The sequence below is a fragment of the Bordetella sp. MIP270_01_BMS genome (genome assembly GCF_054958705.1).
Map to the genome: position 1 here is coordinate 2,901,109 of NZ_CM143297.1, position 23,727 is coordinate 2,924,835.

At 63.9% G+C, this 23,727-nt stretch carries 20 protein-coding genes and 1 pseudogene; 8 read left to right on the forward strand and 13 right to left on the reverse strand.

Features of this window, described 5'->3' with window-relative positions; genetic code table 11:
* Positions 1–416: 416 nt before the first annotated feature.
* From gyrB to dnaA, 3 genes are all read right to left on the reverse strand, one after another.
* Complete coding sequence (gene gyrB / locus ACV17W_RS13550; RefSeq protein ID WP_462592858.1) at positions 417–2,870, reverse strand: DNA topoisomerase (ATP-hydrolyzing) subunit B; 2,454 nt, start codon at positions 2,868–2,870, stop codon at positions 417–419.
* Between the two features lie 91 nt (positions 2,871–2,961).
* On the reverse strand, positions 2,962–4,071 hold the full coding sequence (dnaN, locus tag ACV17W_RS13555) for a DNA polymerase III subunit beta (RefSeq protein WP_462592859.1): 1,110 nt from the start codon (positions 4,069–4,071) through the stop codon (positions 2,962–2,964).
* A 2-nt stretch (positions 4,072–4,073) separates the two neighbouring features.
* Entirely contained in the window at positions 4,074–5,513 is a 1,440-nt protein-coding gene (dnaA, locus tag ACV17W_RS13560) for a chromosomal replication initiator protein DnaA (protein WP_462592860.1), read from the reverse strand.
* Positions 5,514–5,778: 265 nt separating this feature from the next.
* On the opposite strand from dnaA, the gene rpmH reads away from it, so the two are divergent.
* The 7 genes and pseudogenes from rpmH to ACV17W_RS13595 all read left to right on the forward strand — a co-directional run bounded on the left by rpmH (position 5,779) and on the right by ACV17W_RS13595 (position 11,523).
* A complete protein-coding gene (gene rpmH, locus ACV17W_RS13565; RefSeq protein WP_003800771.1) occupies positions 5,779–5,913 on the forward strand; it encodes a 50S ribosomal protein L34 in 135 nt (44 codons plus the stop codon).
* Positions 5,914–5,963: 50 nt separating this feature from the next.
* Positions 5,964–6,335, forward strand: a complete 372-nt coding sequence (locus ACV17W_RS13570; RefSeq protein WP_462592863.1) for a ribonuclease P protein component — start codon at positions 5,964–5,966, stop codon at positions 6,333–6,335.
* Positions 6,332–6,604: a membrane protein insertion efficiency factor YidD gene (yidD, locus tag ACV17W_RS13575; protein ID WP_462592865.1), complete on the forward strand. Its 273-nt coding sequence runs from the start codon at positions 6,332–6,334 to the stop codon at positions 6,602–6,604. Before ACV17W_RS13570 ends, yidD begins: the two co-directional genes overlap by 4 nt.
* Positions 6,605–6,665: 61 nt before the next feature.
* Positions 6,666–8,354: a membrane protein insertase YidC gene (yidC, locus tag ACV17W_RS13580; protein ID WP_462592866.1), complete on the forward strand. Its 1,689-nt coding sequence runs from the start codon at positions 6,666–6,668 to the stop codon at positions 8,352–8,354.
* A gap of 177 nt (positions 8,355–8,531) precedes the next feature.
* Positions 8,532–9,491 (forward strand): annotated as a pseudogene (locus tag ACV17W_RS13585) (catalase); the annotation flags it as partial.
* A 215-nt stretch (positions 9,492–9,706) separates the two neighbouring features.
* Positions 9,707–9,901: a hypothetical protein gene (locus tag ACV17W_RS13590; RefSeq protein WP_462592867.1), complete on the forward strand. Its 195-nt coding sequence runs from the start codon at positions 9,707–9,709 to the stop codon at positions 9,899–9,901.
* Positions 9,898–11,523: a GMC family oxidoreductase gene (locus ACV17W_RS13595; protein WP_462592869.1), complete on the forward strand. Its 1,626-nt coding sequence runs from the start codon at positions 9,898–9,900 to the stop codon at positions 11,521–11,523. The genes ACV17W_RS13590 and ACV17W_RS13595 overlap by 4 nt, the downstream gene beginning before the upstream one ends.
* A gap of 9 nt (positions 11,524–11,532) precedes the next feature.
* Here ACV17W_RS13595 and ACV17W_RS13600 read toward each other — a convergent pair whose 3' ends face one another.
* From ACV17W_RS13600 to ACV17W_RS13645, 10 genes are all read right to left on the reverse strand, one after another.
* On the reverse strand, positions 11,533–12,405 hold the full coding sequence (locus tag ACV17W_RS13600) for an ABC transporter permease (protein ID WP_462592870.1): 873 nt from the start codon (positions 12,403–12,405) through the stop codon (positions 11,533–11,535).
* Positions 12,406–12,420: 15 nt separating this feature from the next.
* Entirely contained in the window at positions 12,421–13,215 is a 795-nt protein-coding gene (locus ACV17W_RS13605) for an ABC transporter ATP-binding protein (RefSeq protein ID WP_462592872.1), read from the reverse strand.
* A gap of 1 nt (position 13,216) precedes the next feature.
* Positions 13,217–14,260, reverse strand: coding sequence for an ABC transporter substrate-binding protein (locus ACV17W_RS13610; protein ID WP_462592873.1), 1,044 nt, complete (start codon positions 14,258–14,260; stop codon positions 13,217–13,219).
* Positions 14,261–14,273: 13 nt separating this feature from the next.
* Entirely contained in the window at positions 14,274–15,176 is a 903-nt protein-coding gene (locus ACV17W_RS13615; RefSeq protein WP_462592875.1) for a TauD/TfdA dioxygenase family protein, read from the reverse strand.
* Positions 15,177–15,313: 137 nt separating this feature from the next.
* Complete coding sequence (locus ACV17W_RS13620) at positions 15,314–16,513, reverse strand: M20 aminoacylase family protein (protein ID WP_462592877.1); 1,200 nt, start codon at positions 16,511–16,513, stop codon at positions 15,314–15,316.
* Positions 16,514–16,658: 145 nt separating this feature from the next.
* Positions 16,659–17,735 (reverse strand): ABC transporter ATP-binding protein, encoded by a 1,077-nt coding sequence (locus ACV17W_RS13625; RefSeq protein ID WP_462592878.1) that lies wholly within the window; start codon positions 17,733–17,735, stop codon positions 16,659–16,661.
* Positions 17,735–18,724: an ABC transporter ATP-binding protein gene (locus ACV17W_RS13630; protein WP_462592880.1), complete on the reverse strand. Its 990-nt coding sequence runs from the start codon at positions 18,722–18,724 to the stop codon at positions 17,735–17,737. The genes ACV17W_RS13625 and ACV17W_RS13630 overlap by 1 nt, the downstream gene beginning before the upstream one ends.
* Before the next feature lie 13 nt (positions 18,725–18,737).
* Positions 18,738–19,661, reverse strand: a complete 924-nt coding sequence (locus ACV17W_RS13635) for an ABC transporter permease (RefSeq protein WP_462592882.1) — start codon at positions 19,659–19,661, stop codon at positions 18,738–18,740.
* Complete coding sequence (locus tag ACV17W_RS13640; RefSeq protein WP_462592884.1) at positions 19,658–20,632, reverse strand: ABC transporter permease; 975 nt, start codon at positions 20,630–20,632, stop codon at positions 19,658–19,660. The genes ACV17W_RS13635 and ACV17W_RS13640 overlap by 4 nt, the downstream gene beginning before the upstream one ends.
* A gap of 18 nt (positions 20,633–20,650) precedes the next feature.
* Entirely contained in the window at positions 20,651–22,234 is a 1,584-nt protein-coding gene (locus ACV17W_RS13645; protein ID WP_462592886.1) for an ABC transporter substrate-binding protein, read from the reverse strand.
* Between the two features lie 129 nt (positions 22,235–22,363).
* On the opposite strand from ACV17W_RS13645, the gene mnmE reads away from it, so the two are divergent.
* The gene (mnmE, locus tag ACV17W_RS13650) at positions 22,364–23,716 is read left to right on the forward strand and encodes a tRNA uridine-5-carboxymethylaminomethyl(34) synthesis GTPase MnmE (RefSeq protein ID WP_462596553.1); all 1,353 of its coding nucleotides are present in this window, start codon (positions 22,364–22,366) and stop codon (positions 23,714–23,716) included.
* The last annotated feature ends 11 nt before the right edge of the window (positions 23,717–23,727 follow it).

Genomic DNA, 23,727 nt, shown 5'->3' on the forward strand with positions numbered 1-23,727 from the left:
TCTGCGCATCAAGCCGCGTAAGCGGCTGTTTAGCCGGGCGTCCGAGCCATTGACGAATGCCCAAATATGGCCCGGGGCGGCATAACCTCCACACAGCGGTTGGTCATGGCCGCATAGCGTTGCTACTTCTGCGTGCCGTGAAAAATGGGGGGGCTTACCAAACCCCTAAAACTCAAACAATTTAAACGCAAAAAGGGCCATCGCATAAGCGACAGCCCTCAAATACTGCTCTCAGGACGCTGGCCGACTTACCCGAAGACAATGAGCCATGATTCCTAAAACCTACACCGTTGAGTTTCCAGAGCCATGCTGTAGGAAGTGACAAGTCAGTCAGCACTATCAAGACCCATCATTCGATAAATGTCTCAATAGATGCCTCCCAAAATCTCACGTTATGGGTCCTGCTACTGCACGCCCTACGCGTCGATGTTCGACGCCGACAGCGCGTGGGTCTCGATAAACGCGCGACGCGGCTCGACATCGTCGCCCATCAGCGTGGTGAAGATCTCATCGGCCGCGATGGCGTCCTCGATCTTCACGCGCAGTAGGCGGCGCACGGTCGGGTCCATGGTGGTTTCCCACAGCTGCTCGGGGTTCATTTCGCCCAGGCCCTTGTAGCGCTGCTTCGAAATGCCGCGTTCGGCTTCACTGCGCAGCCACTGCATGGCCTCGCGGAAGTCGGTGATGAACTGCTCTTTGCGCTTGTCGCCATCGCCACGCACGACCATGGCGCCCGGGCCGATCAGGCCCAGGAACGTCTTGGCCGACTTGGCCAGCACGGCGTAATCGGCGCCCTGGACAAAGTCGGCATCGATGATGCTCAGGCGCACATTTCCGTGGTGCATGCGGCGCACCATCAGGCGATGCTGCTCGTGTGCTTCGTCGAACTCGGCGGTGACTTCAACGCCGTTGCCCGCCACCGCCTCGCGCAGCGCGGCGCTCAGGCGCCGCGCTGACGTCTCGGCCGCTTCGGCCGAGGAAAGGTCGACCTCGACGCCTTCGGCCAGGGCCGACAGGGCGTCTACGTCGAACAGGCGCGACAGGCGAGCAATGACGGCGTCGGCCAGCACATACTGGCGGGCCAATTCGGCCAGCGGCTCGCCGGTGATGGGGTCGGCGCCTTGCGACGGAATGAGCGCGGCGTCTTTCAGCGCCATCTGCAGCATGAACTGCGCTTCTTCCTGGTCATCTTTCAGATAGCGCTCGTCGCGGCCGACTTTCACCTTGTACAGCGGCGGCTGCGCGATGTAGACATAACCGCGTTCGATGAGCTCGGGCATCTGGCGATACAGCAGCGTCAGCAGCAGCGTACGGATGTGCGCGCCGTCGACATCGGCGTCGGTCATGATGATCAGGCGGTGATAACGCAGCTTGTCGATATTGAAGTCGGGGCCGATGCTCGTGCCCAGCGCGGTGATCAGCGTGGCGATCTGCTCGCTGGCGATCAGGCGGTCGAAACGCGCTTTCTCGACGTTCAGCACCTTGCCGCGCAACGGCAGAATGGCCTGGAACTTGCGATCGCGACCCTGCTTGGCCGAACCGCCGGCCGAATCGCCCTCGACGATGTAAAGCTCGCAAAGCGCCGGGTCTTTTTCCTGGCAGTCGGCCAGCTTGCCGGGCAGGCCAGCGCCTTCCAGCACGCTCTTGCGGCGCGTCATTTCGCGCGCCTTGCGCGCGGCTTCGCGCGCCCGCGCGGCCTCGATGATCTTGCCGCACAGCGCCTTGGCGTCGTTGGGGTGCTCGAGCAGCCACGTTTCCAGGGTGCGGGCCACCGCGTCTTCAACGGCCGGGCGCACTTCGCTCGACACCAGCTTGTCTTTGGTCTGGCTGCTGAACTTGGGTTCGGGCACCTTTACGGACAGCACGCAGGCCAGCCCTTCGCGCATGTCGTCGCCCGAAGTATCGACCTTGGCCTTCTTGGCCAGTTCGTTGTCGGCAATGTACTTGTTGATGACACGGGTCATGGCGGCGCGCAGGCCGGTCATGTGCGTACCGCCGTCACGCTGCGGAATGTTGTTGGTGAAGCACAATACGGTTTCGCCGTATGTGTCGTTCCACTGCATCGCGACTTCCACGCCTACCGCCACGCCGCCGGCGCTGGATTCGGCCGATACGGCGAACACGTTCGGGTGCAGTACCGTTTTAGAACGGTTGATGTATTCGACAAAACCGCGCACGCCGCCCGAGAAAGCAAAGTTTTCTTCCTTGCCCTGGCGCTGGTCGATCAGGCGGATCTTCACGCCATTGTTCAGGAACGACAGCTCGCGCAGCCGCTTGGACAGTATGTCGTAGTGGTACTCGATGTTGTTGAAGATGACGGGGTCGGCAAGAAAGCGCACCTCGGTGCCACGCTTGTCGGTAGGCCCGACGACCGTGAGCGGCGCCACGCGCTCGCCCTGGCGGAATTCCATCTGGTGCAGCTGGCCGTTGCGGCGGATGCTCAGGCGCAGCCATTCCGACAGCGCGTTCACGCACGATACGCCCACACCGTGCAGGCCGCCGGACACCTTGTACGAGTTCTGGTCGAATTTGCCGCCCGCGTGCAGTTCGGTCATGACGATTTCGGCGGCGCTGCGGCCGAACTCATCGTCTTTGTGTATGTCGGTGGGAATGCCGCGGCCGTTGTCGGAAACGGAAATCGAGTTGTCGGTGTGGATGGTGACGACGATGTCGTCGCAGTGGCCGGCCAGCGCTTCGTCGATCGCGTTGTCGACGACCTCGAAAACCATATGATGCAGGCCGGTGCCATCGGAAGTGTCGCCGATATACATGCCTGGGCGCTTGCGCACGGCCTCCAGCCCTTTGAGCATCTTGATCGAATCGGCGCCGTAGCCGGTGTTCTCGGGATTGCTGTTCTGCTGATCTGACATGTTTATATCGCTAAGACTTCAAAAGACGGCCTGGCGGCCGGACCGCGGCGGGCAGCGGGTGCCCGGCGCGGCATAAACCCATGTAGGCGGATCAGATCCGCATGGGCATGACGACGTACTTGAACTGGTCGTCGTCGGGCAGGGTGATCAGCGCCGAGGCGTTTGCATCGGGCATGACCGACCATTGGATGTTCTCGGCCTTGACGTTGGACAGCACGTCGAGCAGGTAGCTGACGTTGAAGCCCACGTCGAGCGCTTCGTGGCCGTAGTCGATATCGAGCTCTTCCTGCGCCTCTTCCTGTTCGGCGTTGGAAGACGAAATCTTCATCTGGTTCTGCGCCAGCTGCAGGCGCACGCCCTTGAATTTATCGGTAGTGAGAATGGCCGCGCGCTGCAGGCTGCCTTGCAGGGCCTCACGGCTGATGACGAACTGCCGCGTGTAATTGGTGGGAATCACACGCGTGAAATCGGGGAACTTGCCTTCGACCAGCTTGGACACCAGCTCGACGTCACCGAAACGGAAACGGATCTGGCCCGGCGCCACGTCGATGGAGACGGGCTCGTCGGAATCTTCAAGCAGACGTTGCATTTCGAGCACTGTCTTGCGCGGCACGATGACTTCGTGGCGCTGCGCGATGCCTTCGGCTTCGGTAGCGCAATGGGCGAGGCGATGGCCATCGGTGGCGACCGCGCGCACATGGCCGGCTTCGAATACCAGCAGCATGCCGTTCAGGTAATAGCGGATGTCTTGCTGCGCCATGGCGAAGTGCACCATGTTGAGCAGATGGCGCAGGGTGCGCTGCGGCAGCGTCAGGGAAACGTCCCATTGTTCGGGCTGCGCCACGGTGGGAAATTCGCTGGCCGCAAGCGTCTGCAGGGCAAACCGGCTTTTTGCCGACTGCACCGACAGCTTGTTGTTGGCCAGGCCCAGCTTGACCTCACCCGTGTCGGGCAGTGCCTTAAGGATGTCGAGCAGCTTGCGCGCGGCTACCGTGGTGGATTCGTTGTCTTGCCCTACGCCGAAATCGGCGTGCGTGGTGATCTGAACTTCGAGGTCGGTCGCAATGAAGGCGACCTTGTTGCCTTCCTTGCGCATGAGGATGTTCGCCAGGATGGGGAGGGTATGGCGTCTTTCGACAATTCCCGCCACCGTCGACAGCGGTTTCAGCAATGCATCGCGTGTGGTTTGTACGAGTTGCATGTTCATCCTTTTAGAGTTTGTTCCAACACGTGCAGGGTATGGTTCAGTTCGGCCTGCTTGGCGCGGGCGTCGGAAATCTTGCGTACGGCATGCAGCACGGTGGTGTGATCACGACCACCGAACAGATCGCCGATTTCCGGCAGGCTTTTCTGGGTGAGCTCCTTGGCCAGGTACATGGCAACCTGGCGCGGCAAGGCAATATTGGCGGGCCGCCGTTTCGAATACATGTCGGCGACCTTGATCTTGTAGAAATCAGCCACCGTTTTCTGGATGTTCTCGACCGTGATCTGGCCGTTGGACACCGACAGCAGGTCTTTCAGGGCTTCCTTGCATACGTCGACCGACAGCACGTCGCGACCGTGGAAGCGTGCATAGGCCAGCACCTTGCGCAGCGCCCCTTCGAGTTCGCGCACGTTGCTGCGCAGGTGCTTGGCGATGAAGAAGGCCACTTCTTCGGGCATGGGCACGCCTTCGGACTCGGCCTTGCGCAACAGGATGGCCACGCGCATTTCGAGTTCCGGCGGCTCGATGGCGACGGTCAAGCCGGAATCGAAGCGCGAGATCAGGCGGCTGTCGATGCCCGCCAGCTCTTTGGGGTAGGTGTCGCTGGTGATGATGATCTGCTTGCGCTGCGCCACCATGGCTTCGAACGCATAGAAGAATTCTTCCTGCGTGCGGCTTTTGCCCGAAAAGAACTGGATGTCGTCGATCAGCAGCAGGTCGAGCGAGTGGTAATAGCGCTTGAAGTCGTCGAACGCCTTGCGCTGGTAAGCCTTGACCACGTCAGACACGTACTGGTCAGCATGCACGTAGCGCACCCGCACCCCGGTGCCCGCCGCCACCATGGCATTGCCGATGGCGTGAATGAGGTGGGTCTTGCCCAGCCCGACGCCCCCATACAGGAACAACGGGTTGTACGAGATGCCGGGATTCTCGGCCACCTGCAGCGCCGCCGCGCGCGCCAGCTGGTTGGCCTTGCCGGTAACGAAATTCTCGAAGGTCAGGTCGGTATTGAGGCGGGATCGTTCGTACACCACGCCGGCCGCATCGGCCTGCATGGCGGCCGCAACGCCCGCCGTCGAGGCGGGTGCCGGTGCCTGCGCCGGGGACGCAACCGGGGCGGCGGCGGAAACGGGCGCGCCCGCCACGGGCGGTGCCGGCGCGCGCGGCGCTGCGGGCATGCGCGGGGCCGTGCTGCCCGCGGGCAGTTCGAACGACACCTGAACCGGGCGCTGGAACCATTCGGCGGCCAAGGCCTCTATCTGGTGGGAGAAGTTCTTGCGCACCCAGTCCAGCTTGAAGCGGTTGGGCGCGGCAACGCGCAATACGGCCTGCGTCTCGTCGTACGCAAGCGGCACCAGCGGCCGTATCCAGGCGCTGATCTGTTGGGGGGGGAGTTCCTGCTCTAGACGACTGACGCAGGTCTGCCAGAAATCTTTCATGTCGCTCTTGTTCAAACCTCGATTCTACCTTGCCTGAGCGTGGGTTATCCACAGGCCGCCGGCCCCGGCTTACTGTCCGCCCGGCGTAACTGTTTGACAAGGCAGAGAAAACTTGCTGAAATGATGGGCTTTTCCGAATTCTGTCTGTCAGAAGGTTCCTTTACGTGCGCCGGGGTCGCCCCCGCCGCCCTATGCGCCAGCCCCAGGCTGGACAGGAACCCGTCGGGCAGGTCCCTTCTGACGTTGTTCTTTTTGTGGATCGTCCATGAAACGCACCTACCAACCTTCCGTTACCCGCCGCAAGCGTACCCACGGCTTTCGCGTGCGCATGAAAACCCGTGGCGGCCGTGCCGTACTGAACGCCCGCCGTGCCAAGGGCCGCAAGCGCCTGGCCGTCTAAGGCCGGCATCCGGTCTTTCCGCCAGTCGCGTATCGCCGCACCGGTCGTTCATGCCGCGCGCCACGCTTCCTCCCGAGGCGCGGCTGCATCGCCCCTCCGAGTTTGCCGCCGCCCTGAAAGGGCGTAGGCTGGCCCGAGGGGCTTTCTTCATTCTCAGCTCCGCGCCCAACAGTCTGCCCCCTGGGCAGGCAGCCCAGGCTCGCCTGGGCCTGGTCATTGCCAAGCGGTACGCCGCGCATGCCAGCACGCGCAATGCCCTGAAGCGCGTCATCCGTGAGGCCTTCCGCCATTGCCGGCTGCAATTGCCGCCCCGCGATTTCGTGGTGCGTCTGCACAGCCGGCCGCCGGCCGCGACGCTGACGGTGCTGAAGCGGCAGGCGCGGGCAGAAGTAGATGCTCACTTCGCGCGGGCACGGCCATGATGAAGGCTCTGCTCATCGCCCCGATCCGGTTCTACCGGTTCTTCCTGAGCCCGTGGCTGGGCCGTCAGTGCCGGTTCACCCCCTCCTGCTCGGCGTATGCCATCGAAGCCATCGAGCAGCACGGGCCCTGGCGGGGGGCCTGGATGGCGGCGCGCCGCATCGGCCGCTGCCACCCCTGGACGCCTGGGGGCCACGACCCGGTTCCGGCCGCACGGCACCCCGAATCGCCCCCGTGCGACGCGCATCGGCGCCGCACCGGTCCCAATTGACGCTAAACTCGCGGGTTTGCCGTTCCGTTTTCCGGCGGCCCGCATACTTACCGTAGGCATCATGGATATCCGACGAACCATCCTCTGGATGATCTTCTCTTTCTCGCTGTTGCTCCTGTGGAACAACTGGCAAATCCAGCACGGCAAACCGTCGTTGTTCGGGGCTCCGCCCGCGGCCACCAGCCCTGAGTCGTCCACCGGGCAAACCGCCGCGAACGGGCAGGCCGCCACGCCATCGGTGCCTTCCGCGCCGGCTGCCGCCGCCACCAGCGCGGTACCGGGCGCGACCGCAGCGCCTGCCGCGGCCCAGGCCGAGCAGGTGGTCGTCACCACCGATGTCCTGCGCCTGACGTTCGACAGCTCCGGGGCGCAGCTGGTGCGCGCCGAACTGCTCAAGTATCCCACCGCGGGCCAGCCGAACAAGCCCACGGTGCTGCTCGACCGCTCCCCCGAACTCACCTACGTGGTGCAGTCCGGTCTGGTGGGCGCGCCCAGCGGCCAGAGCTTTCCTACCCATCTGACGCCGTTCCGCCTGGTTTCCGCCGAACGCCAGCTGACGGGCGACCAGTTGCAGGTGGTGTTCGAGGCCGACTCGGGCGGCCTGAAGGTCACCAAGACCTACACCTTGCATCGCGGCCGCTATGACATCGACGTCCAGCATTCGCTGACCAACACCACTGAAGCGCCGCTGTCGCCGTCGCTTTACCTGCAGCTCGAACGCGACGGCAACGACCCCGCCGACACCTCGAGCTTCTATCACACTTTCACGGGTATCGCGGTTTACTCCGAGCAAGAGAAGTTCCAGAAGGTCACGTTCTCTGATATCGCCAAAGGCAAGGGCGACTACGTCAGGCAGGCCGACAACGGCTGGATTGCCGTGGTGCAGCACTACTTCGCCAGCGCGTGGGTGCCTCCGCAAGGCAAACCGCGCACCAACGAACTGCTGCAGGTGCAACCCAATCTGTACGCCGCGCGCAGCATCGAGGCCGTCGGCGCCGTCCAGCCCGGCGACACCGCACGCGTGGATTCCCACTTGTGGGTAGGCCCCCAGGACCAGCAAGCCATGGCCGCGCTGGCCCCGGGGCTGGAGCTCGTGGTCGACTATGGCTGGCTCACCATCATCGCCAAGCCGCTGTTCTCGCTGCTGACCTGGCTGCACGGCCTGCTGGGCAACTGGGGCTGGGCCATCGTGGCCCTGACGGTGATCATCAAGGCGGTGTTCTTCCCCCTGGCCGCCGCCAGCTACCGCTCGATGGCCCGCATGAAGCAAGTGGCGCCCCGCCTGCAGGCCCTGAAAGAGAAGTACGGCGACGACCGCCAGAAACTCAACCAGGCCATGATGGAGATGTATCGCACAGAAAAGATCAACCCGCTGGGTGGCTGCCTGCCCATGTTGGTACAGATTCCGGTGTTCATCGCGCTGTACTGGGTGCTGCTGGCCAGCGTCGAGATGCGCGGCGCGCCGTGGATCCTGTGGGTGCAAGACCTGTCGGTGCGCGATCCCTACTTCATCCTGCCCGCGGTCATGATGGCCACCATGTTCCTGCAGATCAGGCTGAACCCCACGCCGCCCGATCCTATCCAGGCCAAGGTCATGATGATCATGCCGCTGGTGTTCGGCGGGATGATGTTCTTCTTCCCGGCCGGGCTGGTGCTGTACTGGTGCGTGAACAATACGCTGTCCATCGCGCAGCAATGGTCTATTACGCGCAGTCTCGAGCGCAAGACCGCCGCGGCGGCCAATCGCTGACGTATATGGCACCGGGGCGGCCGCCGACGCCGCCTCGGCGGCTTTACGACTCAAGCCCTCGCAAGAGGGCTTAGTTTTTGCTTCTCTCAAAGCAAAATTAAATCAATTTCTATATTTTAATAGTTTTTACTAAAATGCCGGTCGCCTTCGCTCGCAGGGCACCCCACGTTTTAGGAAGCCTGGGATTTCTGGTCACTCAATCCGGAATCGCTGCATCAGGTCACCATCGTCATGAGCGATCGCGGCCTGCCGCGCAATTACCGTCAGCAGCACGGCTTCGGCTCGCATACCTACAGCTTCATCAATGCGAAGGGCGAGCGGTTCTACGTGAAGTTTCATTTCAAGTCCCTGCAGGGCATCGCCAATTACACCGACGCGCAAGCCGCCGAAGTGGTGGGGCAAGACCGCGAGAGCGCCCAGCGCGATCTGTACGAACACATCGACAGGGGGGAATTCCCCCGTTGGGCCCTGAAAGTGCAGGTCATGCCCGAGGCAGACGCCGCCACTTACCCCATCAATCCGTTCGACCTGACCAAGGTATGGCCGCATGGCGACTATCCGTTGATCGATGTGGGCGTGATCGAGCTGAACCGCAACCCGCAGAATTACTACGCCGAGGTCGAACAGGCCGCGTTCACGCCCGCCAACGTCGTGCCCGGCATCGGCTTCTCGCCCGACAAGATGCTGCAAGGCCGGCTCTTTTCATACGGCGATGCCCATCGGTACCGCCTGGGCATCAACCACCATCAGATCCCGGTCAATGCGCCACGCTGCCCGTTCCACAGCTTTCACCGGGACGGGGCCGGCCGGGTGGACGGCAATCAGGGCGCGATGTTGAATTACGAGCCGAACAGTGCCGGCATGTGGCGTGAGGATCCGGCCGCCGCCGAGCCCCCGTTGCCGCTGGATGGACAGGCGGCCGACCGCTGGAACCACCGCGTTGATGACGACTACTACTCGCAGCCGGGGGCCCTGTTCCGCCTGATGACACCGGACCAGCAGCAGGCCCTGTTCGACAACATTGGCCGGCACATGGCTGGTGTGCCCGAAACCATCCAGCGACGCCAGCTTGAGCACTTCCGGCGGGCGGATCCCGCCTACGCAGCCGGGGTCGCGGCGGCCCTGGGTCTCGCGTAGCCCGCCGCGCATTCCGCTTTCGAGCGCCTCTCGGCACCGCCGCGGGGCGTTTTGCTATTTTCGGCCTGCAAAGACGGCGGCTACCTTGACAACCGGGATGGGGCGGTCGTATGGTTTATAGAACCTTGAGAGGTGTAGCGAGTCGCTATGCCCTCTCGCGACAACAAGTCGCCGGAACAGGGCCTCCCTGTACACCAGCACACAGGAGACAAGGCATGCAGCGCTCCGCCCGAAGCATTGCAGCTCCCGGCGCCAGCCGACGCTACTCCGGCGCCGAGGAACGTCGGTTTCACGATCCCGACATCGAACCGAGACAGCCCCCGCTGACGATGAACATGATGCGCGATAACGACTTCCGTCCCGAGGCATGCCAGCCCCTGGCTCTGGGCCTGCCGGTGCTCACGCCATGAGCCGCGCCAAGCGGCCGGGCGGCTACGACTACATCATCGTGGGCGCGGGGTCGGCCGGCTGCGTGCTGGCCAACCGCCTGAGTGCCGATCCGCGATGCCGCGTCCTGTTGATCGAGGCGGGCGGTAAAAGCAGCAACTTCTGGCTGCGCCTGCCCATCGGGTATTTCCGTACGATCTACGACCCCCGCTTCTCGTGGCAATTTCCGACCGAGCCCCAGGAAGCCACCGGCAATCGCAGCATCGTCTGGCCGCGCGGGCGCATACTGGGCGGATCCAGCGCCATCAATGGCTTGCTGTACATCCGCGGCCAGCACGCCGACTTCGATGACTGGCAACGGCGGGGCGCCGAGGGCTGGGGCTACCGGCAGGTGCTGCCGTTCTTCAAGCGATCCGAGCGTTACGAAGGCGGCGCCAGTGAATTCCACGGCGCCTCGGGCGAATTGTGCGTATCCGAATTGCGCAATAACCATCCCTACTGCCACGCATGGCTGCAAGCCGGCGCCGAAGCCGGATTCGGCAGGAACCCGGATTTCAACGGTGCACGAACCGAAGGCCTGGGCTCATATCAACTGACGCTGCGCGGCCACTGGCGCTGCGACGCCGCGTCGGCTTTCCTGATGCCCGTGATGGCGCGGCCCAACCTGACCGTGCTGACCAACGCCCATGTCACACGCATACTCGTGCGGCAGGGGCGGGCCACTGGTGTCGAATGGCTGCGTGACGGCACACTGGAATCGGCACGTGCCGAGACAGAAGTACTGCTGGCCGCGGGCGCGTTGCAATCGCCACAACTGCTGCAGTTGTCGGGAATCGGTCCGGCATCGCTGCTGAAACAGCATGGCATCGACGTCGCCGCAGACTTGCCCGGGGTGGGTGAAAACCTGCAAGACCATTACCAGGCACGCGTCATCGTCAAGCTGCGAAAAAAAATGTCGCTCAACGATCAGTCGCGCAGCCTGGCGGGGATGGCCTCGATGGGCGCACGATGGCTCTTTGCGCGGTCCGGTCCGCTGACGGTGGGTGCAGGGCAGATGGGGGGCATGGTGTGCAGTCAGTACGCCGAGGGCGGGCGTCCCGATTTGCTGTTCAATGTCATGCCGCTTTCGGTAGACAAGCCCGGCGACCCGCTGCACCGGTTTTCCGGCTTCTCGGCGTCGGCTACTCAGTGCCGGCCGCTGTCGCGCGGGCATGTGCGGATACGGTCGTCTGATCCGCTACAGCCGCCCGCCATCGTCACGAACTATCTTACCGACCCGCACGACGCGCGCGTACTGGTCGACGGCCTGAAGATACTGCGCGACATATTCCGCCAGCCTTCATTTCGCGATTTGATCACGGCGGAAGAGTACATGCCGGGCAACGTCGTCACCGGCGACACCGAGCTGGAATCATTCGCCCGCCACCATGGCGGAACGGTATTTCACGCCAGCGGCTCGTGCAAGATGGGGCAGGACGAATCGTCGGTGGTAGACCCGGAACTGCGCGTTCGCGGCATCTCGGCCCTGCGCGTCATCGATGCTTCGGTGATGCCCACGATGGTATCGACCAACACCAACGCGGCCAGCATCATGATCGGGGAAAAGGGCGCCGATATGGTGCTGCGCGCGGCCGGCAGAAGATGAGGGCGCGGGTTACCGCTGCATGCCCCAACGCCGCACCGTGAGGCGCTCCAGCGTATTGAATACCACATTCTCTACCACCAGGCCGATGATCACCACGGCCGCCAGTCCGGCAAATACGCGGTCGGTGTAGAGCTCGTTGCGGTTCTGGAAAATGTACCAGCCCAGGCCCCCCTTGCCGCTGGACGCGCCAAAAACAAGTTCGGCCGCGATCAGCGTGCGCCAAGCGAAAGCCCACCCGATGCGCAACCCGGCCACAATGGCCGGCAATGCGGCCGGCACCAGAATCGCAAGTACATAGCGCGGCCCTTTCAAGCCGTAGTTGCGGCCTGCCATGCGCAGGGTTTCGGGCACCGCGAGAAAGCCCGAATAGATGTTCAATGCCAACGCCCACAGCACGGAGTGGATCAATACGAAAACCAGGCTGCCCTCGCCCAGGCCGAACCACAGCAGAGCCAGGGGCAACAATGCAATGGCAGGCAGCGGGTTGAACATCGCCGTGAGGGTCGACAGCACATCGCGGCCCACGCGCGTGGACACGGCCAGCGTGGTCAACGCAAACGCCAGTGCAATACCCGCAGCGTACCCTTTCAGCAGTACGGTCAGCGATTGCCATGCGCGCGCCGGCAGCTCGCCGTCAAGCAAGCCCTGGACGAAAGCCTGCGCTGTCTGCCATGCACCGGGCAGCAGCAAATCGTTGTCGGTATAACGCGCCGCGGCTTCCCATGCCAAAGCCAATGCCAGCAGAATCAGGGTCTTGCGCACGGCCGCCTGCTGGCGCAGCTTTTCATGCCACGGCAGTGGCGCTTGCGCCGTCATCTCAGGCAGCGGCGGCAGCAGGTATTCGATTTCGGGACGCAGCACGGCGCCATTGTTTGAAGCCATCGATGCTTTCCAGGTTCAGGCGGCCTTCTGCAGCGGCCGGGATGCGGGCGCGTCGAACAGCAGGTCATGAATGCGGCGCGTCGCGGATTGGAATGCGGCGGAACCCTGGCTGAGCAGGTCGAACGGCTGTGCGTCCAATTCGGCACGCACCCGGCCCGGATGCGGCGAGAGCAGCAGAATGCGATTTCCCAGGACCAGCGCCTCTTCAATAGAGTGCGTGACAAACAGCAAGGTGAAGCGCGCCTCTTCCCACAGCGCCTGCAGTTCTTCCTGCATTTTGCGGCGGGTCAGCGCGTCGAGCGCGGCGAAGGGCTCGTCCATCAACAGCACGCGCGGTTGCATCGCAAGGGCCCGTGCAATGGCTACACGCTGCTTCATCCCGCCCGACAAGGTATGTGGATACGCATCGGCAAATGCCGAAAGACCGACCTTGTCCAGGTAATGCAGGGCCCGATCCCGTGCCTCGGCGCGACCCAGCCTGCGGGAAGCCACCAGCGGAAAGGCCACGTTATCAAGGACCGTTTTCCAGGGAGGAAGCTGATCGAATTCCTGGAACACCACGATACGGTCCGGCCCGGGCCCGGTGACAGCCTGACCCTCGAGCAGGATCTGCCCGGCGGCCGGCGGCACGAAGCCGGCGATGGCCTTCAACAGCGTCGACTTGCCGCAGCCCGACGCCCCCAGCAGGACATAGCGGTCACCGCGATGCACGTCGAAACTCACTTCGTGCGTGGCGCGCACCCGCCGCTGGGGCGTCTTGTATTCCAGCGTCAGGTCGCGTACCTGAAGCAGCGGCTGTGATGTCTGCATATCAACTGCCTTGCCCGATGGCAGGGTCTTCGAAGAAATAATCGCGCCAGCTCTCAGGCGTATTTTTGATGGCCCCGATCTGCCCCATGAAGCGGGCCAGCACCAGCGTGTTGTTCGGCTGCAGGGTGAAAGACACGTCGGGGTTGGTGATCACCTTGACCAGGAAGTCGCGATCGAGCCTGGCGCCCGTGACGCGCAGGTAGATGTCGGCGGCCTGTTCCGGATTAGCGGTGACGAATCCGGCCGCTTCCTGCAGGGCCGCCAGGAACGCGCCATAGGTCTTGGGATTTTCGTTGCGGAACTTCTCGGTGGCGAACAACACCGTCGCGGCGCTGGGCCCGCCCAGCACGTCGTACGAGTTCAACACGATGCGCGCCTGCGGGTTCTGCGCGAGTTCCTGGTCCTGGAAGGGAGGATTGGCAAAATGCGCGGTGATCTCGGTGCCGCCCGAGATAATCGCGGCAGTTGCGTCCGGATGCGGCATGGCCACCGAGATCGAATCCAGCTTGGCATAGTGCGCATCGCCCCATTGCCGCGCGGCCGCCAACTGCAGCACTCGCGCCTGCACCGAGACACCGACGGCAGGCAGCGCAATGCGATCTTTCTCAGTGAAGTCGGCGATGGACGTCACTGCCGGATTGTTGCTGACCAGGTAGTACGGAAAATTGCCCAGCGAGGCTACCCCCTTTACGTTCTGGCGCCCTCGTGTGCGATCCCAGATGGTGAGCAGAGGTCCCACTCCCGCCGCGGCGATATCCACGCCGCCCGACAGCAACGCGTCATTCACCGCCGGGCCGCCCGACAGTTTGACCCATTCCACATCGATATCCACACCGGCGGCCTTGCCGTGTTTCTCTATCAGCTGCTGGTCGCGCGCAACGTTCAGCAGCAGGTAGACGATGCCGTATTGCTCGGCGACGCGCAGGCGGCCTTCAGCCAGCGCAGGCGTGGGAGACGACAGCGCCAGCAGGGCAATGACCAGCGCCAGCAACGAGGCGCCCAGAAGTCGACCCAGACTGGGCCGGGATGCAGGTAAATGATCCATTCTTGAATCCGGTTCAGTAAGGCAGGTCGCCTTCGATCGTGGTTCGGTACAGCTTGCGGCGCAGGTGGGGCGGGCAGCCCGCGGCCAGGTGTATCAACGAGCGGTTGTCCCAGAACACCAGGTCGTGGTCGCGCCACACATGGCGGTATATGTGTTCCGGGCGGACACTGTGGGCGAAGAGTTCGTCCAGCACCTGACGGCTTTCGTCTTCGGGCAGGCCTTCTATGCGCGTGGTGAAGCCCTCGCTCACGAACAGCGCCTTGCGCCCGGTTTCCGGATGCGTGCGCACCACCGGATGAGTCACTTCCTGAACCTGCGCCAACTGTTCGGCACTCAGGGTCGGGCGCCAGTTTCCTTCTTTTTGCAATTGCCCGTACTTGGCCAGATACGAGTGCACGGCTCGGCGGCCGTCGATGGCGCTGCGCAAGTGGCCCGGCAAGGTGTTGTACGCCTTGTGCATGTCGGCGAACAGCGTGTCGCCGCCTTCGGCCGGCAGTTCCTGCGCGTGCAGCAGCGATCCCAGGCTGGGAAGCGGCTTGTATGAAATATCCGAATGCCAATACTTGCCTGCGTCGCCCAGCCCCACCGGCTTGCCCTGGTCGACAATGTTGGACACGACCAGGATCTCGGGGTGTCCCGGCAAGTGAAACTGATGCAGCACATGGATCATCAGCTTGCCGAAGCGGCGGCTGAAGTCGATATGCTGCTGGGGCGTAATGCGCTGGTCGCGGAAGACCACCACGTGGTGGTCCAGGTGGGCCCGGTGCACACGGGCGAAATCCCTGTCACACAGCGGGCTGCCCAGGTCAATGCCGATTATTTCCGCGCCTGTGCCGCCGGGCAAAGGACGGATTTCGAAATCCTGGGAAAGCTCGCTCGCCAGGTCGGCGAGACGCAGCGCATTGCTGGCAGACATGGATCACTCCGGGTTTCAGAGTGATCCATTATGCAAAGGCGCGCGGCGACGGCAAACGAAGTTCTCGGCGTTTAATCAGAGCCTGGCGTCATATAGGGCGCAAGCCGCGCGCTGCAGGCGTCCGCCGGCGGCCCGGGTCAGCCGGCCGCCAGGAACTTCTCGACCAGCTTGACCCAATACGTCGCGCCAACCGGCAGCAACGCGTCGTTGAAGTCGTAGTTGGGATTGTGCAGTTGGCAAGGTCCCATCCCATGGTAGCTGGCAATACGGTGATCGCCATCGCCGTTGCCCAGGAACAGGTAGCAGCCGGGCACTTTCTCGAGATAGAACGAAAAATCTTCGGCGCCCATGAACGCCGGAATATCGCAATTCACGTGTTCGTCGCCAAACGTTTCGCGCGCAACTTCAGCGGCGAAGGCAGTTTCCTTTTCCCAGTTCACCAGCGGGGGGTACGCCCGCACGAAGTCGAGTTCGCCCGTTGCGCCATACACCTGCGGCAGCGTGGTGGCGATGCGGCGCATGCCGGCTTCGATCTGGTCGAGCACGTCGACCGTGTAGGTGCGTACCGTTCCACGCAGGACGGCCTCGCCGGGGATGACGTTATACGCGTCCCCCGCGTGAATCTGCGTAATGGTCAGCACAGCGGACTCGAGCGGGTCTTTGCTGCGCGAGATCAGGGTCTGCAGCGCGTGCACCATGTCGGCCGCAATGACAATGGGATCGACCGAGCGATGCGGCTGAGCCGCATGACCGCCCACGCCGCGTATCGTGATGTCCCAGCGATTGCTCGACGCCATGGCGGGCCCGCTGCGGAACCCGAACTGGTTCACCGGCATACCCGGCATGTTGTGCAGCCCGAAGACGGCATCGCACGGAAATTTATCGAACAGGCCATCCTGCATCATGGCGCGCGCACCGGCGTTGCCGCCTTCTTCGGCCGGCTGGAAAATGAAGACGACCGTACCGTTGAAGTTGCGGTGCCTGGCCAGGTACTCGGCCGCGCCCAGCAAGATCGTCGTGTGACCATCATGCCCGCAGCCATGCATGCGGCCTTCGATCGTGGATTTGTGCGCGAACCGGTTGTGTTCGGGCATGGGCAGCGCGTCCATGTCGGCACGCACGCCGATGGTCTTGCCACCGGTGCCCGACTTCAACACGCCCACCACCCCCGTCTTGCCCAGGCCGGTGTGTACCTCGATGCCCAGACTGCGCAGCCGTTCGGCCACCAGCGCAGAGGTACGGGTTTCCTGGAAAGCCAGTTCGGGATGCGCATGGATATCGCGTCGCAGACTGGTCAGTTCGGCATGGGCACGTTCGATTTCGTCTAGGGTTTTCATGGCGTCGCATCTACGGAAAGGTCTATATACAGGGCTTTTTTAGCATACCGGCAGCATGAAGCAAGGGTGCCGGCACCCGGCAGCGCCGCCCGCCTCGTGCAAGCCGCTGCCGCGCCAACCGGGGCCGCGGCCGCCACCGCGCGCGTCAGCCGTGCGGCGCGCCCGGCGCCCCAACCGGTTCGTCATTCAGATGACAGGCGCTTGCATGCCCCGGCGCTATATCGCGCAACAGAGGGCGTTCAACCGAGCAGCGCGGCATCGCATGCGGGCAGCGCGGGTGGAACGGGCACCCGGGCGGCGGCGCCAGCGGCGAGGGCAGTTCGCCCTTGATGGGCCGATAATCGCGCCGCCCGGGCCGCAGATCGGGCAGCTCTTTCAGCAGCGCCTGCGTGTACGGGTGGTTGGCGCGTGAAAAAACCGCGTCGGTGGGCGCCAGCTCGATGATGCGCCCCAGGTACATGATGGCCACACGGTCTGAAATGTGGCTGACCACGCTCAGGTTGTGACTGATGAACAGGTAGGTCAGGTCGAGATCGCGCCGCAACTGCGTGAACAGGTTCAGCACCTGGGCCTGGATGGACACATCCAGCGCCGCGACGGCTTCGTCGCACACGATCACCGACGGCTTGAGCGCCAGCGCGCGCGCAATGCCTATGCGTTGCCGCTGCCCGCCCGAGAATTGGTGCGGATAGCGCTGAGCATAGGCGGCATCCAGCCCCACCTGGCGCATCAGCCCGGCCACATAGGCTGCCTTGTCGCCCGACCGGATCAGGCCGTGCGCCACGGGCGCTTCACCGATGATCTCCTGCACACGCATGCGTGGGTTCAGCGAGGCATACGGATCCTGGAAAATCATCTGCACGTCCAGCTCGTACGCACGCCGCTCGTTGCCTGGCATCTGCGACACAGGCTTGTCGTGGTACAGGATCTGGCCGCCGGTCGGGCGCAGAATGCCCGACACCATGCGCCCCAGCGTGGATTTGCCGCAGCCCGATTCGCCCACAATGCCGATGACCTCGCCGGCGCGCACATCCAGGTCGACGCCGGCCACGGCCTGTACCACCAGGGTCTTCAGCCCTGCGCCGAACAAATTGGCAATGCGGCCAGCCAGGTCGACCGGCTGCACGAAATGCTGCTCGACCTGACGCAACGAAAGAATGGGTGAGCCCGCCGGCAGCGGCGAAGTCGCCTCGGATGGCGCGATGGGCGCGGGGGTCTGCACTACGGTTCTCCTGCATGCCAGCAACGGGCACTATGCCCGGGCCGGTATTCGACCGCTTCCGGCGCTTGCAGACAGGCCTCGGTGGCCCGCGTGCAGCGCTCGCGAAACGCGCAGCCGCGCGGCAGATTCAGCAGCGACGGGGTCATGCCGGGTATGGGCGCCAGCGGCTGCCCGCGCGTCTGCGGCGTGGGAATCGATGCGATCAACCCATGGGTGTACGGATGCAGCGGCCTGCTTATGACGTCGGCGGTCGTGCCGGTTTCGACCACGCGCCCCGCATACATCACCGCCACGCGGTCGGCCAGCCCCGCCACGACAGCCAGGTCGTGGGTGATCCAGATCAGGCCGGTGCCGGTTTCACGGCACAGCTTCTGCATCTCGTACAGGATCTGCCCTTGTATGGTCACGTCCAGCGCCGTGGTCGGCTCGTCTGCGATGATCAGCCGCGGCGAATTGAGCAGCGCAATCGCGATCGCCACGCGCTGCCGCATGCCGCCCGAGAGCTGGTGCGGATACGCGCGCAGCCGCTCCTGCGGCGACGGTATGCCCACTTTGGTCAGCACCTCGAGCGATCTTGCATGCGCTTCGGCACGGCTGACTTTGCGGTGCGCCTGCACGGTTTCCATCATCTGAGTATCGACGCGCAACACGGGGTTCAGCGTCATCATCGGATCCTGGAAGATCATCGCGATATCGCGGCCTCGCAGTTCGCGCCAGCGCCGGGGCGTGGCGGCACGCAGGTCCTCGCCATTCAGGCGTATCTCGCCATCCACCACGCGGCCCGGCGCGTCGACCAGGCCCAGCAGCGAAAAACCGGTAATGCTTTTTCCCGACCCCGATTCCCCGACCAGCCCCAGGATCTCGCCCGCGCCGACCGACAGATCCACGCCGTCAACCGCCTTGACCACGCCCGCGCGGGTGTAGAAGTGTGTTTTCAGGCCACGTACTTCTAGGGTAGGCGGCACAGGAGCGGGAACAGGGCTAGTCATGGTGGCGAACCGCTTACATCGCGTTGCGGGGGTTGAGCACGTCGCGCAGATGGTCACCCACCAGGTTGATGCCCACGATGGCAACGGCCAACGCTATGCCCGGAAAGAACGAAATCCAGTACAGGCCCGACAACAGGTATTCGAAACCGTTCGAGATCAGCATGCCCAGCGACGGTTCGGTGACCGGAACCCCTACTCCCAGGAAAGACAGTGTGGCCTCGAGTGCGATGGCGTGCGCCAGATCGATGGTGGCGATCACGATCAGGGGGGGCATGCAGTTCGGCAGTACGTGACGAAACAGCACACGCCCCCAGCCCAGCGACATGCAACGTGCGGCCTCGACATACTCGCGCCCGCGCTCGACCAGGGCGGCGCCACGCGCCGCGCGCGCAAAATAGGCCCACTGCACGACCACGAGCGCGATGATGACCTTGTCGACCCCCTTGCCCAGGATGGCCAGGAGAATCAGCGCCACCAGGATGGCCGGGAAAGACAGCTGGATATCGACCAGGCGCATCAGCAAGGCGTCGACACGCCCGCCGAAATACGCCGCGATGAGGCCTACCGTGGCGCCGATGATGAAAGCCGCCAGCACCGAGATCGCGCCCACCATCAGGCTGGTGCGCATGCCATACAGAATGGCGGAAAACACATCGCGCGCCTGGCCATCGGTGCCCAGCCAGTACGTCATGCTGCCGTCGCTGCTGGTGCTGCCGGGCGGCAGTTTCGAATCCAGAATATCGAGCGACCCGATGTCGAAAGGATTCTGCGGCGCGATCCACGGGGCGAACAGCGCTGCGCCCAAGGTCAACAGCAGCAGCGCCAGGCCCAGCAGCGCCAGCTTGCTGGCGCAGAAATCCACAATGAAGCGGCGCAGCGGCGTTTCAACTGGCGCGGCAGCGGGTACGTCGGCGGCAGGGGTCAGAGGTGGGGTCATGCGCGTCGTTCCAGGCGTACCCGCGGGTCCAGCACGGTGTAGATAATGTCCACGATCAGGTTCAACATCACCAGGAAGAACACGATCAACATCAGGTAGGCCACCACCACGGGGCGATCCAGGTTGATGATGGAATCGATCAGCAACTTGCCCATGCCGGGCCAGGAAAACACCGTCTCGGTCACGACCGCAAAGGCCATGACCTGGCCGAATTCCAGGCCCGCCACCGTCACAATGGGAATCAGGATGTTCTTCAGCAGATGCACGCCGAGCACGCGCTTTTCGGACAGGCCCTTGGCTCGCGCGAACTTGATGTAATCCATGGGCAGCGATTCGCGCGTGGCGGCACGCGTCACACGCACAATCATCGCGCACTTGGCCAACGCAATGGTGCTTGCGGGCAGAATCAGGCTGGCCCAGCCGCTCAGCGTCAGCACGCTCAGCGGTATGCCGAACACCGGCACCGTCGCGCCGCGTCCGCTGGCGGGCAGCCAGCCCAGCATCACGGCGAACAGCATGATCAGCATCAGCCCGACCCAGAAGTTCGGCAGCGAAAAGCCCAGCACCGAACCCGTCATGATGGCGCGCGAGCCCACCGCCGTGGGACGCAGGCCGGCCAATATGCCCAGCGGCACACCAATAAGCACCGACATCAGCATGGCCACCGTGGCCAGTTCCAGCGTGGCCGGCATGCGCTCGAGTATCAGGCGCATGGCGGGTTCGCCGGTCAGGAAACTGTTGCCGAAGTTGCCCTGCACCGCCTGGCCCAGGAACACCAGATACTGCATCAGCAGGGGCTTGTCCAGGCCCAGCGAGGCGCGGATCGCGTCGCGCTGGGCATCGGTGGCCTCGGGGCTGGCCATCATCGAGACGGGGTCGCCGACCAGATAGATGCCCACGAATACCAGCGCGGACATCACCAGCAATACGACCAGCGTCTGAAGCAGCCTGCGGATAATGGTGGCCAGCACGTTGCCGCTACCTCGGCCTTACTTGTTCAGCGTCGCGTATTGCACCAGCGTGGTCTGGTCGGGGCGCCCCTGGTAGCGGATGTCGTTCTTCATGGCCCATACCGACAGCTCGAAATGCAGCGGCAGCATGGCGTAGTCGTCCATGGCCAGATTGCTGGCCTGCTGCAGCAGCTTGGCGCGCTTGTCGTCATCCATGGTGGACGCGGCTTCGCGCACCAGCTTGTCCATCTCGGGGTTGGAATAGCGGCCACGGTTCGTGGTGCCTTCGCCCGCCTCCGGGTTGCGCGTCATCAGCAGCGAGGTCAGCGGGTTCGACATTTCGCCGCTCGTGGCGGACCAGCCGGCCATGTACGCGCTGAATTCGTAGCTGTCGCGCTTCTTGAAGAACACCGACGGCGCCAGCGCCTCGACGCTGGTCTTCACGCCGATGCGCGACCACATCGACGCCACGGCCTGGGCGATCTTCGAATCGTTCACGTAGCGGCCTGACGGGGCGCCCAGCGTAATGGCGAAGCCATCGGGATAGCCCGCTTCCTTCAGCAGCGCCTTGGCCTTTTCCACATCGGCCTTGGGCGCTTCGGCGTGTTCTTTGGACGAGCCGAACATGGGATAGGGCAACGCATTGCCGGCGGCCTTGGCCACGCCGCCCATGACGCGGTCGACGATGGCATCGCGATTGAGGGCCAGCGAGAGAGCCTCGCGCACGCGCTTGTCTTTCAATGGGTTCTTGTCCAGCGGAATACCGGGCGTGGGCTCGGCGTGCTGGTCCATCGCCACGTACATCACCCGCACCGAAGGCGTTTCTTCGACGTACAGGCCCTTGTTCTTCTTCAGGTTCGGCAAGTCGTCGGTGGGGGGGTCCTCGATCATGTCCACATCGCCGGCCAACAGGGCGGCCACGCGACCGGCCGCATTCGACATGGGGCGATAGATCACCTTGTCCCATTCGGGCTTCTCACCCCAGTAATGTTCATTGCGCTCGAACACCAGTTCGGCGCCGCGCTTCCAGGACACGAACTTATAGGGGCCGGTGCCGACCAGGCCGTCGCCGCTATTGAGCTGCGTCGTGGTCTTGCCTTCGGCCGCGGGGCCTGAAGCGGCCTGCTTCGACAAGATGGGCAATTGCGCCAAGTTGATCAGCAGCAGCGGCGCAGGCGCCTTGGTGGTGATGCGCAGTGTCAGCGGGTCTACGGCTTCGGCCTTGGCCACCGAGCCCAGGTACAGTGTGAAGGGCGACGGGCTGTTGGGTACCTTGGGCACGCGGTCGTAGGTAAACACTACATCTTCCGCGGTGAACGGGCTGCCGTCCGAGAACTTAACGTTGGGCCGCAGCTTGAACGTCCAGACATTGCCGTCCACAGTCCAGGATTCGGCAAGCGCGGGTTGCGGCTGCAGCTTGGAGTCGGCGCGCACCAGCGGGTCGAACAACGTATGCGAGATCTGCGTGTTGGGCGTCAGGGCGTGATATTGCGGGTCGAGCGAGCTGGGCTCGGTCTTCAATGCCACCACCAGATCGCGCGCCGCAGCCGGCACCGCCGCGCCCAGCGCCATGGAAAGGGTCAATGCCCCACCTGCCAGTAAACGTAGCCATCGAGACGCCATCGTGCTCTCTCCAAGTCGGTTCCGCGGGTTGGACTGCCGCACAACTTAACCAGCAAACGCGCAGGCACGCAACAGTTATATTCCCTTATTGCCCTTCGTGATCTGTCTGGAATCTGCTGATATATGGCCCTGCCCACGCATGCTCCCATCGCCGCCATCGCCACCGCCCCGGGCCGCGGCGGCATCGGTGTCGTCAGGGTGTCCGGCCCCGATCTCACCATCCTGGCGCGGCGGCTCTTCGGCCGCGACCTGACTCCGCGCCACGCGCATTACCTGCCGTTCACGGCCGACACCGGAGAACACCTGGACGAAGGCATAGCGCTGTATTTCCGGGCGCCCCAGTCCTACACCGGCGAAGACGTGCTCGAATTGCAGGGCCATGGCGGCCCCGCCGTTATGCGCCGCATACTCGAACGCTGCCTGCAGGCCGGCGCCGACCTGGGCCTGCGCCTGGCCGAGCCGGGCGAATTCACGCGGCGGGCGTTCCTGAACGACCGCATGGACCTTGCCCAGGCCGAAGCGGTAGCCGATCTTATTGATGCGTCATCTATCGCGGCCGCGCGCGGCGCCATGGCGTCGCTGTCGGGCGAATTCTCAGGCAGGGTCAACGCCTTGTCGGATCGCATCGTGCATCTGCGCATGCTGGTCGAGGCCACGCTGGATTTCCCCGAGGAAGAGATCGATTTTCTCGAGAAATACCAGGCTCGCCCGACCTTGCAGGCCCTCGCCGAGGACCTCGACACAATGATCGCCCAGGCGCGCCAGGGCGTCATCTTGCGCGAAGGCCTGCACGTGGTGCTGGCCGGCAAACCCAATGTGGGCAAATCCAGCTTGCTGAACGCACTGGCGGGCGACGATATCGCCATCGTCACACCCATTGCCGGCACCACGCGCGACAAGGTCGTGCAGGAAATCCACATCGATGGCGTGCCGCTGCACATTGTCGACACGGCGGGACTGCGCGATACCGACGATACGGTAGAGAGCATCGGCATTGCGCGCACCTGGCAGGAAATCGAGCGCGCCGACGTGATTCTGCATCTGCAGGACGCGACACAACCGGCCGACGCGCTCGACACGCAGATCGTCGCGCGCCTGCCCGCTCGCACCCCGGTGCTGACCGTCTTCAATAAAGTGGATCTTCTGGACCAGCCATTCCAGCCCGCGGCCGGCGCCCTGGGCATTTCAGCCCGACAGGGCGCGGGGCTGGATGAACTGCGCACGCGCCTGCTGGGCCTGGCCGGCTGGAACCCCGGCGCCGAATCGCCCTGGCTGGCGCGCGAACGCCATCTGCAGGCCTTGCAACGGGCCGCCGATCACCTGGCCACCGCCACCGAACACGCCGCGCAGGACGACCGCGTGCTGGATCTGTTCGCCGAAGAGCTCCGCCTGGCGCATGAAAGCCTGACCAGTATCACCGGCAAGTTCACCAGCGACGATCTGCTGGGCGAGATCTTTTCCAGCTTCTGTATCGGGAAGTAGCGCCGGCCAGG